An 11,733-nucleotide genomic window follows, 5' to 3' on the forward strand; every position below is an offset into this window, starting at 1 on the left:
CCCGAGCCGAGATGGCCCCCGGTGACCGAGACCGCGTCGATCATCTCCGCCCGCACCGCGTCCGCCACGGCCTGCAGATCAGCCTCCGGCACGCGCCGAAGCGCCGAGGGATCCAAAATGCCGTCGAGAAGGGAAGTATCTTGCCGTGCCAATGCTCTGTACCCGCTTGCTCGTCCTTGACATCGATCCGGTGCATGCCGCGTCGGGGCCGGCGCGGGCATCGAGTCACCGTAGCGATCGATGAGAATTTCGGTCCTATATACCGATCTTGCCCAGCATTGCCATGGTGCAGCCCCAATCGCCGAGGTGCCCTGGGCCGGTTTTAGCTCCCCACCGTTTCGATTTCAGCGTTAATGATTGCGGAGCGGCCCTCAGCGGTAGCTACCCGCGGATGCAACTGAGAGTGCGGCATTTATGAACGGGCGGCGGCACCAGCAATGTTACTCGGCTCGATTCGCGGTTTTCGGCAGCGCGTTGCAGGCGGATACCGACCGATAATGCGCATTCTCCTCAGAGCCTGCATCAGTGCGTCCGCGCTGCTGGCCGCCGCGACGCCAGGCTCGGCAGTCGAGTCGCGCAGCTCCGAGATCACGTTCGCGTGCGATTTTCTCGGCCGCTGTCCGATCCAGGCCTCGCCCGGCGCGCCCGACCGCGACGTGCAACCCTTCGAGGGCAGCCTCGGCAGGCCCTGCGGTTGGCGTTGGCGGGCGACCCCTTCGGGCACCCGAAAGGTCCGCGTGTGCTACTGAGCGCGGTGCGCGCCCGGCGTCTGATCGCGGCTGCGCTCGTCCTCGCGACCAGTTCCGGCGCGGCGGCCATCGGGGAGGGGGCCGCGACCTGCCCGGCCCTCTATCTCGACGGGTCGCCGCCGGCACTCACCAACGCCAAGCTCTCGGCCCGGACGCTGCCGCTCTGCTTCGACGCCTACGCGGTGCTGCATTCGGGCGTCTCCCGCACGCCGCTCTACGCGGCCGAGCACCTCACCCGCGCGAGCGTCGCCGCGGCGCGGCGGGTCGACCGGGAGGACGCCTTCCACGACGAGGATCGCGGTCCCTCGGATGAGCGCGCCCGCGTCGAGGATTACATCCGCAGCGGCTACGATCGCGGCCACATGGCGCCCGCCGGCGACATGCCGACCGCGGAGGCCCAGGCCCAATCCTTCAGCCTCGCCAACATTGTGCCCCAGAACCGGACCTTCAATCGCGGGCTGTGGTCCGCCATCGAGGAGAGCGTTCGTCGCCTCGCGAGCCAGCGCGGGGAGCTCTACGTGATCACCGGCCCCGTCTTCGAGGGCGATTCGGTCGAGGCGATCAAGGGCCGCGTCCTCGTGCCGACCCAGATCTTCAAGGCGGTCTACGATCCGAAGCGGGGCGAGGCGGGGGCCTATCTCGCACCGAACCGGGCGGACGGTGCATGGCGCGCGGTCTCCTTGAAGACGCTCAACGCGGTCGCGGGGCTCGACGCCTTCCCGACCCTGCCGGACCGCGTCAAGGCCACCGTCATGGACCTGCCGGAGCCGCGCGAATTCTCCCGCGGCGAGCCGGGCGAGGCGCGCCGCCCGGAGGAGGGCTGGCAATCCTGGCTCAAATCCGAATTGTTCCGGGCACTGCGGCGGGCCTTGCGCGACGCGCTCCGCTCCATTTTCTAGGAGGGCCCGATGGCACGCCGCACGGACAAGCCCGCTTTCACACCCTTCTCCGACGACACGATGGTGCAGACGATCGGCGCCCTCTCGATCGAGAACGGCACGGCACGCATCGCCGTGCATGGGCAGATCGAGATCACCCGCGACCGGGCCGGCCTCGCCCAGGCGCGCGACCTCAAGCGGGCCGTCGACGCCATCGTGCGGGCGCTCGCCGCCGCGGACCTGCCCGATTCCGTCGGCGACGAGGGCGCGGAACCGACCTCCACGCTGCGCAATCCCTTTTCCTGAGAGGGGCGGGCGAATCGTCTCCCGTCCTTGCCCCTCCCGGGCGGCCCTGATACTCGGGCCGGATCATCACAAGAGACAGTGGCGCCGCGGGCGGCTTCGGGTTCGGAGCGCCGGGGACCGGATCGATCGGCCGGCGCCGCGCTCAAGACCCATCGCGGCCGCGCATCCGCGCGCCGCACGAGACCGCAAGACGCAAGGACACGGCGATGGCCCGCGAATTCATCTACCACATGCGGGGTCTGACCAAGACCTACCAGGGCGGCAAGAAGGTCCTGGAGAACGTCAACCTCTCCTTCTACCCCGACGCCAAGATCGGCGTGCTCGGCATCAACGGCGCCGGCAAGTCGACGCTCCTCAAGATCATGGCCGGGATCGACAAGGATTGGACCGGCGAGGGCTTCGTGGCCCAGGGCGCCCGCGTCGGCTACCTGCCGCAGGAGCCGCATCTCGACCCGACCAAGACCGTCCGCGAGAACATCATGGAGGGGGTCGCGGCGAAGCAGGCGCTGCTCGACCGCTACAACGAGCTCGCCATGAACTACTCGGAGGAGACGGCCGACGAGATGACGGCCCTCCAGGACCAGATCGAGGCCCAGAACCTGTGGGAGCTCGATTCGAAGGTCGACCAGGCCATGGAGGCGCTCGGCTGCCCCGGCGACGAGCAGCCCGTCGACAAGCTGTCGGGCGGCGAGCGCCGCCGCGTGGCGCTCTGCCGCCTGCTCCTGTGGGAGCCGGAATTGCTGCTCCTCGACGAGCCGACCAACCACCTCGACGCCGAGACGGTGAACTGGCTCGAAGGCCACCTCCGGCAATATCCCGGCGCGATCCTGATCGTGACCCACGACCGCTACTTCCTGGACAACGTGACGGGCTGGATCCTGGAGCTCGACCGCGGCCGGGGCATCCCCTACGAGGGCAATTACTCGGCCTGGCTCGTGCAGAAGCAGAAGCGCCTGGAGCAGGAGGGCCGCGAGGACATGGCCCGCCAGCGCTCCATCGCCCGCGAGCAGGAATGGATCGCGGCCTCCCCGAAGGCGCGCCAGACCAAGTCCAAGGCCCGCATCACCCGCTACGAGGAGCTCGTCGCCAAGCAGCAGGAGAAGATCGACGCCACCACCCAGATCGTGATCCCGATCTCGGAGCGGCTCGGCCAGAACGTCATCCAGTTCGACGGCCTGAACAAGGCGTTCGGGGACCGCCTCCTGATCGAGAACCTCTCCTTCAAGCTGCCGCCGGGTGGCATCGTCGGCGTGATCGGGCCGAACGGCGCGGGCAAGACGACGCTGTTTCGCATGATCACGGGCGCCGAGAAGCCCGACGCGGGCACGATCGAGGTGGGCGAGAGCGTGAAGCTCGGCTACGTCGATCAATCGCGCGACGCCCTCGACCCGAAGGCGACCGTCTGGGAGGAGATCTCGGGCGGCAACGACGTGATCTACTTCAACAAGCGCGAGATCAACTCGCGGGCCTACTGCGCGGCCTTCGCCTTCAAGGGCGGCGACCAGCAGAAGAAGGTCGGCACCCTCTCGGGCGGCGAGCGCAACCGCGTGCACCTTGCCCGCACCCTGAAGAGCGGCGCCAACGTGCTGCTCCTCGACGAGCCGACGAACGACCTCGACATGGAGACGCTTCGGGCGCTCGAAGAGGGCCTGGAGGATTACGCGGGCTGCGCCGTGATCATTAGCCACGATCGCTGGTTCCTGAACCGCATCGCGACCCACATCCTCGCCTTCGAGGGCGACAGCCACGTGGAGTGGTTCGAGGGCAACTTCTCGGATTACGAGGAGGACAAGAAGCGCCGCCTCGGCGCCGATTCGATCCTGCCCAAGCGCCTGAAGTACAAGAAGTTCAGCCGGTAAGGCTCAGCCCGCACGCTCGCGCCGTGGTCGCTTTCTCTCGCCGGGGGAGGCGACCACGGCCTCACGCCCGGGCGTTGAGGGAGGCGGCCTCCCTCAGGTCCCGCGCGTCCGTCAGCTTGAGGCCGCGGCGGCGCAGCTCCGCCAGCATCCGGCGGTCCGGAAAGCCGCAATAGGGCAGCGTCTCGACCGCCCGGCCGGGCGGCAAGCGGCCCTCGGCCGCCGCCTGATCGAGGACCCGCTCCACCAGGATCCGGCCGCGCTCGTGCAGCAGCACCGAGGCGCGGCTCGCCGTGACGTCCGCAGGCAGGCGCACCGCCTCCTGCGCGAGGAGTGCGCCCGTGTCGATGGCGACGGCGAGGTGCTGGATTGTGATGCCGAAGGCGTCCGGCCCCTCGGCCAGGGCGTGGATCGTCGGGACCGGGCCGCGATGGCGCGGCAGCAGGCCGGGATGGACGTTGAGGCCGCCGAGCGGGGCAGCGGCGAGCGTCGCGCCGGACAGGATCTGATCGAAATGGAAGGTCAGGATCAGGTCGGCGCCGTGGCGATGCAGGGCGTCGGAGATGTCCGGTCCGTTCACGTCGTCGACCTTCAGCACCGGAATGCCGAGCCGGCCGCATAGCGCACGCAGCGGCGTCGCCGCCGGCGCTCCCCCGCTTCCGGTGAGGCGCTGCGTCACGGGCGCCAGCGGCCGCATCAGGTCGGGCAGGCCGAAATTGACGCCGAGATAGGGCAGGAAGCCCGGCCCCGAGCGGGCGAGGTGCCGCCGGATCTGGCCGGTGAAGCCCCCCGTGCTCGGCCGCTCGGCGTTCGAGAGGCCGACGAATGCGATCTCCGCCGCGTGATCGGCGACGAAGCGCCTGAGCGACCGGGCGTTCGGCAGCGCTTCGAGGGCGAGGACGGCGAGGCGGAGCCGTCCCATCAGCGCCGCTTGCGGATCTGGAAGCGGAAGCCGTGCATACCGAGCCGGCGCAGGCGCTCCGGCAGGAGCCCGGCCCCGCGGGCGGCGGCGGCGAGGCGGCGGGGGAATGCGACCACGTCGAGGTCGCGCTCGAGGCCGCGGGCGATGCGCAGGGCCGCCTCGTCGGCGCTCATCTCGAAGGGCCGCCAGCCCTTGTAGTCGCCCCCCATCGGCGTCTTCACGTAGCCGGGCGTGACGACGTTGAGGCGCACGCCGGTGTGCCGGATCTTCTCCCGCAAAGCGAGGCCGTGGGCGAGGAGGGCGGCCTTGGTGCCGCTATAGGCCGGCGCGTCGGGCAGCGGCGCGTAGGCCGCGAGCGAGGAGACGAGGGCGATCTGGCCGCGTCCGCGGGCGAGCATCAGCGTCACGCAGGGCAGGGCGACGTTGAGCGCGCCGTTGAGGTTGATGTCGACCGTCTCGAAGGCGGTCTCCTCGGTCTCGATGCCGCCGGTCGGATGCCCGCCATTCACGCCCGCGTTGACGATGACGAGATCGAGCGGCAGCCGCGCATCCGTCTCGCGCAGCCACGCGCTCACGGCCGAGCGGTCGCGCACGTCGAGGGGCGCAATCTCGACCGCGGCGCCCCGCGCCCGGCAGGATTCGGCCACCGCTTCGAGCCGGTTCGCGCCGCGCGCATTGAGGATGAGGTGGTGGCCCGGAGCCGCGTAGTGGCGGGCGAGCGAGGCGCCGATGCCGCTCGACGCGCCGGTGATCAGGATGACGGACATGGGCCGCCTGCTACCCCCGCCGGGGGCGATCGATCAATAGACCGGGGCGAGCCGCTCGTCCGCGGCGCCCCCGTCCCGGATCCGGGCAGCGGCGGCGACACAGGCGTCCGGCAGGCTCGCCTCGATGCGCGGCACGGCGCCCGCGACCGCGCGATCGATCGCGGAGCGGGAGAAATAGCCGCCGTTGACCTGCGTCCGGTGCAGGACGACCCTGCGAAAATCCGCCATCAGGCTCATGTCGGGCGGGGTCGGGTTCGTCCAGAAGCTGTCGAGGCCGGCCTGATGGGTGAGGCCGGGCATGTTGTAGATCGCCGTTCCCATGGCGAGCGTCGGCCGGCCCGTCTCCAGCGACAGCATGCCGACCGTGCTGTTGACGATGACGACGCCGCGGGCGCCCCGGATGAGATTCGGCAGGTCGCCGCCGTCGATGAAGTCGAGGCGCTCGCTGACGCCGTGGCGGCGGGCGGAGGCACGGGCGAACTTGCGCCAGTTGATCAGGCCGCTGTCGAGCGGGTGGAGCTTCACGAGAAGCCGCGTCGGAGCCTGCGAGTGATCCGCGAAGGACTTGATGACCCGGTCCATGAAGCCCTCGACCCCGAGGAAGGGTGAGTGGACCCGGATCTGGTAGTCGCTGTCGAGCTGCAGCGGCAGCAGGAAGTAGTCGGCGCCGATCGCCGTGTAGATCTCGTTGCACCGGATCGCCTCGCGGCGCGTCCGGCCGCGGCGGGTGAACTTCTTGATCCAGCCGGCATATTCGGACGCGATGTGGCGCGGGCGGTGGGTGCGGAAGTTCGGGTAGAGATAGGGAAAGCCGATATTGGCGATGTTGTAGGCGACATCCCACAGGCCGCGCCGCGCCATGTTGCCGGTCGAGGGCATGGCGCGCCCCGGCTGCGGCAGGCGCCGGGCGATGGCGCGTACCTCCTCGGCGGTCTTCGGCAGGGAGGAATGGCCGTTCACGCCGCCGAGTTCGCAGGTGACCCAGTTCGGCCGGATGTAGCCCTCCTCGAACACGTGAACCCGCAGGCCGCGCAGCTTGGCGACCTCGCGGGCCGTGACGTGGTAGGGCCGGCAATCGCCGAACAGCACGATGTCGGTCACCTCGTGCCGCGCCACGTAGGCGTCGAGGTAACTCTCCCAGCCGTCGCGCTGGCCGCGGTAATGGTCGGAGGGGAGGGGCCAGAACAGCCAGTCGCCGGGGCAGAAGTTGATGCGCCGAACCGCGTGCCCACGGTCGCGAAGGGCGCGGCCGAGATCGGCGAAGAAGGGCGAGGCGATGCCCTGGAGGAACAGGAAGGTCGCGGGGCGATCGGGATACGCGTCGGGGCGAGGCTGCAGCATCACGAGGCGCTTGTCCTTCACCGGGCGGGCGCCCAGGCCTGCGGTCCGTCTTCTGGGGTCGCACAGGCGCTCGGCACCCGCAATGAGACCCGGAAAGCGATCACCGTAAATCTCTGTCACCGTGGCCCGGCGGCCACGCCGGCCGCGGCAAGTCTCGGTCTGCGACGGGTTAGGCGGCAAACACGGCAAGCGTGTGTCCAGCGCACCATGCACTCCTGACGGTCGCCCCGACCCTGTGAATTGCGCTAATAACCCGATCCCGCAGGCCCCGCGCCGCCCCTCGGCGGCGCGGGTTGCCAGAATTCGGCCCCTTCCCGGGCCGTCGCCCCGAACGTTCAAGCGATGCTGCCGAACTCACCTCCCTCGTTCTTCGCGATAGGCCGGACCGCTCGGCGGCTCAGCGCCGAGATCGAGGCCGCGACAGGACGCCGGCCCGCCCCTCCCTGGAGCCCGGGCGCGGCCGGCGCCACCTGGGGCGCGGATGGCGCCGCCGCATTCCTGCTCGGCCGGGCCGGGCGTCCGCCCCTCGTCGTCGAGCCCGGTCCCCTGCTCAGCCCCTACGACACGCCCGAAACCGGCATGGCGAGCCTGCGGATCAGGCTCCGGGGCAGGCCCGTGGGTGGGGAGGCGCCGGGCGCCGAGCTGGCCGCCTCGCTCCGCGGCCGCCGGCTCTACGGGCGGAACCGGTTTCCCCATGGCGGCGGCACCACCCTCGACGAGGTCTTCGGCGGCCTTCCGGCTCCGGCCCTCATCCTCGCGGACGGTCCGGCCGCCGCGAGCCCGGCGCGGCTGCGCGCTTTCGTCGGCCGGGTGCTCGCGGACCGTCCGGCAGAGCGTTTCGTCGTGGCCGGGCCGGAGGGCTGCCCGGGCCTCGGGCGCGACCGCGCGGAACGCCTGACGGTTCTGAGCGGACCCGTCGATCCCTGGCTCCTGTTCGAGCGCGCGGCGCGCGTCTACGTCGATCGCTGGGAGACCGGGTACGGGCCGAGGCTGGCGGGAATCGAGACGCACTGCGTCGACGGGACCGCCGCCCCCCCGGACGCAGCCTTGTTCGCCGCCGCCTTCGGCGCGGGCGTCCATTACTTCGATCCCTGGACGCGGCGGCCGGTCAGCGCCGCGGAATGCCTCGAGCACGTCGCGTGGCTGCGGGATCGATTCGCGGGCAACGATCGCAGGATCGTCTATGTCGGCGTATCGGGCTGGAAGCGGCCCGCCCTCGACGTCTTCGCGGCAGGCCCCCACGGCCCTCCGATCCACGCCATGAAGGCCGAGGACGCGGTCGCCGCAGGGCTCCTGCATCAGGCGCGGATCCGGGCCTGGGCCACCCGCGAGCCCGGACATCTGGAGGAGCGCTGCGCCGAGGTCGGCTTGCCCCTAGAGCGGATCGAGGACGGCTTCCTCCGCTCGGTCGGGCTCGGTGCCAGCCTGCAGCCGGGCGCCTCGATCGTGGTGGACGATCGCGGCATCTACTACGACCCGCGGCGCGAGAGCGGCCTCTCCGTCCTGCTGGCGCAGAGCCGCTTCCCGCCGGACCTCGTCGCGCGGGCACGGCGGCTGCGCGAGGCGATCGTGTCGCGCCGCCTCAGCAAGTACAATGTCGGCCTCGCCGCGCCGCCCCTCGACCTGCCGGAGGGACGCCGCCTCGTCCTGGTGCCCGGCCAGGTCGAGGACGACGCCTCCGTGATGTACGGCTCGCCCCATGTGCGCTCGAACCGCGAGTTGCTCCGAGCCGCCCGCGCCCGCAACCCGGACGCGCTAATCCTGTTCAAGCCGCACCCGGACGTCGAAGCGGGCTTCCGTACCGGGGCGATCCCCGAGGAGGAGGCGCTCACGCTGGCCGACCGGATCGTCGGAGGGCTCAGCATCGTCGACCTTCTCGACCGGGTGCACCATGTCGAGACCATGACTTCGCTGGCGGGCTTCGAGGCGCTGATCCGCGGCCTCACCGTCGCGGTCCACGGTCGCCCCTTCTATTCCGGCTGGGGGCTGACCGAGGATCTCGCCCCGAACGCCGACAGGGGGCGCAGGCTCGGTCTCGACGAACTCGTCGCCGGCGCGCTGATCCTCTACCCGCTCTATCTCGACCCGGTCGCCAAGAAGCCCTGCACGCCCGAGCGGCTGCTCGACCGCCTGAGCGCGGCGCGCGACGCCGCCCCGCGCAACGCCCTCTCGATCGGCCGCATCGCGCATCTGACCATGCGTGCCCGCTACGCCCTCCTGAACCCGATCGTGCGCCACCTGCGCAGCCGCCGCGGCGTCACGCGTGGACCGGACGGCAAGCCGCGTTGAGGAACCTGTCCCGGTGATCACCGTCCTCGTCGCGTTCCTCGCCGCCCTCGGCCTGTCCCTCGTCATCGAGGCGGCGGAGGGTGGGACCGGCCGGCCCATCAGCCTGCGGCCGGGGGATCTTGCGATCCGCCTCGCGGCCTATGCCCTGCTCACGCTGTTCTGGTTCGTGTTCTCGTGGCGGCCCTTTCTCGCCGCCGTCTCCTGCATCCTCACGGTAGCGGGGCTCGCCCTCGTGAGCCGCCTCAAGCGCGGGGTCATCGGCGAGCCTCTCGCCTTCAGCGATTTCGCCCTGCTGCCGCAGGTGCCCCGGCACCCCGACCTCTACTACACGCGCCCCGTCACCGACCCGCGCATCGGCCTGCCACTTCTCGCCTTCGTGTCGGTCGTCGGCCTCTGGTTCTGGCTGGAGCCGACCGTTCTGCCGAGCGGGTCGGCGCCCGCACTCGCGGCCGTGATCGCCCTGCCGCTCCTGCTCGGCGCGCTCGCCCTCGCCGCCGAACGCGCGCCCCTCGCCGCCCGCGTCGCACGGCGCTTTCCCCGTCCCGACCTCGATGCCGACATCGCCCGCTTCGGGCAGCCCGCCACGCTCGCCGCCTACCTCCTGCGCTGGCGGGCGACCCGGCGAGAGCGGCCTGCGCTGGTCCCGGCGGTCCCGGGCGAGGCCGCACGGGACGACGTCCTCGTCGTGATCCAGCTCGAATCCTTCATCGATCCGCTCCGCCTCGATGGCCCGGCCCTGCCGCTCATGGAGGTTGTGCGGGCACGCGCGCACCAATTCGGGCGCCTGCGCGTCCCCGCTCACGGCGCCTACACGATGCGCACCGAGCACGCGGTGCTCACCGGCCTCGATGCGGTCGGCCTCGGCTTCGGGCGCTTCGATCCCTACCTGAGCGCCGGCGGCCGCGAGCCGACGAGCCTCGCCCGTCTCGCGAAGCGGGCCGGCTTCGCGACGGTCTTCGTGCACCCCTTCCATCGGGACTTCTTCCAGCGCGCGGCCGTGATGCGGAATTTCGGTTTCGAACGCCTCGTCATGGAAGAGGACTTCCGGGACGCTCCCCGCACGGGCCCCTACGTAGACGACCGTGCATTCGGACGGCGCGTCCTCGCGGAGGTGGAGGCGGCCGGCGGCCCCCTGTTCCTGTTCGGGGTGACGATGGAGAACCACGGCCCCTGGAAGCCCGGGCGCCTGCCGGGCATCGACGATCCGCTCGCGCAGTATCTTCACCACGTCGCGCATACCGGGGAGATGGTGGAAGATCTCATCCGCGGCCTCGAAGGGCGCCGCGCCACCCTCTGCGTCTTCGGCGACCATGCGCCGGCCCTGCCGACCTGCCGGCCCGGCTTCGGCGACACGGCGACCGACTACGCGATCTTCCGGTTCGGCGGAGAAGTCCCCCGTCCCGGCCGCGTCGACCTGACGGCGGACGGACTCGGCCGCCTGCTGCGCAATGCCTGGATTCCGGCCGCCCCCGAGAGGGAAACGAGCTTGGCCGTGCCACGGTCGTGACGCAATATCGGCCGATGCCTACCCGCGCGGACGGGCCGGGATGAAACCCGGTGCCGAGCCGTGGGCGGCCACGGCGTGGTTGAGCCACCGTTAAACGGATTTCAGCGTTTGGCGCGCAAAGGTCGCGCACCAGACCCCAGGTCCCCGCCCGCCAGGGGGCTCGGACGGAGAACGAGTACATGCTGCGTATCACGGCGCTGTCCGCGCTGACGGCCTGCCTCGTCGGCGGCTGTAACGTCCTGCCCGGGGCAGGTCCGACGGCCGGCGCGATCGCGTCGGGCGCGGAGACGGTGACGAGCGAGGGGGTGTTCGCCCGCTACGAGATCGTCGACATCACCCCGGCCGTGGTCGAGTCGCTGCGCTCGCGCCCCCTCGACAGCCTGCTCGCCTCGTTCGGCGACAACCGGCCCGCCCTCGAACCCGTCATCGGCGTCGGCGACTTCGTCGCCGTCTCGATCTGGGAGGCCGGCTCCGGCGGCCTGTTCTCCGGACCCCTCGTCGCCGACCGCGTCTCGGCCGGATCCAAGTCCGCCCTCATCCCCGAGCAGGTCGTCTCCCGCGACGGCGCCATCTCCGTGCCCTATGCCGGCCGCATCCAGGTCGCCGGACGCCGCACCCAGGACGTCCAGGCCCTGATCGAGACCGAACTCGCCGGCAAGGCCATCCAGCCCCAGGTGCTCGTCTCCGTCACCCGCCCCGTCTCCCAGGCCGTCACCGTCACCGGCGAAGTCGCCGGCGGCGCCCGCCTGCCGCTCTCGGCCAAGGGCGACCGCCTGCTCGACGTGGTCGCCTCCGCCGGCGGCGTGCGCGCCCCCGTCGCCGAGACCTTCGTGCGGCTCTCGCGCGGGCCCACCACCGCCACCGTGCCGCTCACCACCGTGGTCTCCAACCCGCGCGAGAACATCTACCTGCGCCCGGGCGACGTGCTCACCCTGGTGCGCGATCCCCAGACCTTCCTGGCGGTCGGCGCGCTCGGCAACTCCACCGAGATCCCGTTCCAGGCCGAGGGCATCACGCTCGCCCAGGGCCTGGCCAAGGCCCGCGGCCTGTCCGACTTCCAGGCCGACCCCTCCGGCACCTTCATCTTCCGCTTCGAGCCCGCCAGCGTGGTGCGCAAG

At 71.2% G+C, this 11,733-nt stretch carries 11 protein-coding genes; 7 read left to right on the forward strand and 4 right to left on the reverse strand.

Annotation, left to right across the window (positions count from 1 at the left end; all coding sequences use genetic code 11):
* A partial coding sequence (locus E1J50_RS23740) for a 1-deoxy-D-xylulose-5-phosphate synthase N-terminal domain-containing protein (RefSeq protein WP_245516722.1) occupies positions 1 to 152 on the reverse strand: 152 nt, incomplete at its 3' end.
* A gap of 345 nt (positions 153 to 497) precedes the next feature.
* Between E1J50_RS23740 and E1J50_RS23745 the strand changes: the two genes are divergently transcribed.
* The 4 genes from E1J50_RS23745 (at position 498) to ettA (ending at position 3,792) form a co-directional block, all read left to right on the forward strand.
* Positions 498 to 749 carry a hypothetical protein gene (locus E1J50_RS23745; RefSeq protein ID WP_245516721.1) on the forward strand — a complete coding sequence of 84 codons (252 nt, stop codon included), beginning with the start codon at positions 498 to 500 and terminating at the stop codon, positions 747 to 749.
* Between the two features lie 5 nt (positions 750 to 754).
* A complete protein-coding gene (locus E1J50_RS23750) occupies positions 755 to 1,648 on the forward strand; it encodes a DNA/RNA non-specific endonuclease (RefSeq protein ID WP_132256333.1) in 894 nt (297 codons plus the stop codon).
* Between the two features lie 9 nt (positions 1,649 to 1,657).
* Complete coding sequence (locus tag E1J50_RS23755) at positions 1,658 to 1,933, forward strand: hypothetical protein (protein WP_132256318.1); 276 nt, start codon at positions 1,658 to 1,660, stop codon at positions 1,931 to 1,933.
* A gap of 206 nt (positions 1,934 to 2,139) precedes the next feature.
* Entirely contained in the window at positions 2,140 to 3,792 is a 1,653-nt protein-coding gene (gene ettA, locus E1J50_RS23760; RefSeq protein WP_132256320.1) for an energy-dependent translational throttle protein EttA, read from the forward strand.
* A gap of 61 nt (positions 3,793 to 3,853) precedes the next feature.
* Here ettA and E1J50_RS23765 read toward each other — a convergent pair whose 3' ends face one another.
* From E1J50_RS23765 to E1J50_RS23775, 3 genes are read right to left on the reverse strand one after another with little or no spacing between them, the layout of a single operon-like run.
* Complete coding sequence (locus tag E1J50_RS23765; protein ID WP_132256322.1) at positions 3,854 to 4,711, reverse strand: formyltransferase family protein; 858 nt, start codon at positions 4,709 to 4,711, stop codon at positions 3,854 to 3,856.
* Positions 4,711 to 5,478, reverse strand: a complete 768-nt coding sequence (locus E1J50_RS23770; protein WP_132256324.1) for an SDR family NAD(P)-dependent oxidoreductase — start codon at positions 5,476 to 5,478, stop codon at positions 4,711 to 4,713. Before E1J50_RS23770 ends, E1J50_RS23765 begins: the two co-directional genes overlap by 1 nt.
* Positions 5,479 to 5,511: 33 nt before the next feature.
* Entirely contained in the window at positions 5,512 to 6,819 is a 1,308-nt protein-coding gene (locus tag E1J50_RS23775; protein ID WP_132256326.1) for a capsule biosynthesis protein, read from the reverse strand.
* 342 nt (positions 6,820 to 7,161) lie between these two features.
* Here E1J50_RS23775 and E1J50_RS23780 point away from each other — a divergent pair, with 342 nt between their 5' ends.
* From E1J50_RS23780 to E1J50_RS23790, 3 genes are all read left to right on the forward strand, one after another.
* Positions 7,162 to 9,108, forward strand: a complete 1,947-nt coding sequence (locus tag E1J50_RS23780) for a capsular polysaccharide export protein, LipB/KpsS family (protein WP_132256329.1) — start codon at positions 7,162 to 7,164, stop codon at positions 9,106 to 9,108.
* A 13-nt stretch (positions 9,109 to 9,121) separates the two neighbouring features.
* The gene (locus E1J50_RS23785; RefSeq protein ID WP_425374965.1) at positions 9,122 to 10,615 is read left to right on the forward strand and encodes an LTA synthase family protein; all 1,494 of its coding nucleotides are present in this window, start codon (positions 9,122 to 9,124) and stop codon (positions 10,613 to 10,615) included.
* Between the two features lie 179 nt (positions 10,616 to 10,794).
* Positions 10,795 to 11,733, forward strand: a 939-nt coding sequence (locus tag E1J50_RS23790; RefSeq protein WP_132256331.1) for a polysaccharide biosynthesis/export family protein, incomplete at its 3' end; no start/stop codon positions are given.

It is taken from the genome of Methylobacterium segetis, assembly GCF_004348265.1.
Lineage (GTDB): Bacteria > Pseudomonadota > Alphaproteobacteria > Rhizobiales > Beijerinckiaceae > Methylobacterium > Methylobacterium segetis.

Coding starts and splice junctions, on each gene's coding strand:
- E1J50_RS23745 (WP_245516721.1), top strand. CDS start 498: ATGCGCATTCTCCTCAGAGCCTGCATCAGTGCGTCCGCGCTGCTGGCC.
- E1J50_RS23755 (WP_132256318.1), top strand. CDS start 1,658: ATGGCACGCCGCACGGACAAGCCCGCTTTCACACCCTTCTCCGACGAC.
- ettA (WP_132256320.1), top strand. CDS start 2,140: ATGGCCCGCGAATTCATCTACCACATGCGGGGTCTGACCAAGACCTAC.
- E1J50_RS23765 (WP_132256322.1), bottom strand. CDS start 4,711: ATGGGACGGCTCCGCCTCGCCGTCCTCGCCCTCGAAGCGCTGCCGAAC.
- E1J50_RS23770 (WP_132256324.1), bottom strand. CDS start 5,478: ATGTCCGTCATCCTGATCACCGGCGCGTCGAGCGGCATCGGCGCCTCG.
- E1J50_RS23775 (WP_132256326.1), bottom strand. CDS start 6,819: ATGCTGCAGCCTCGCCCCGACGCGTATCCCGATCGCCCCGCGACCTTC.
- E1J50_RS23780 (WP_132256329.1), top strand. CDS start 7,162: ATGCTGCCGAACTCACCTCCCTCGTTCTTCGCGATAGGCCGGACCGCT.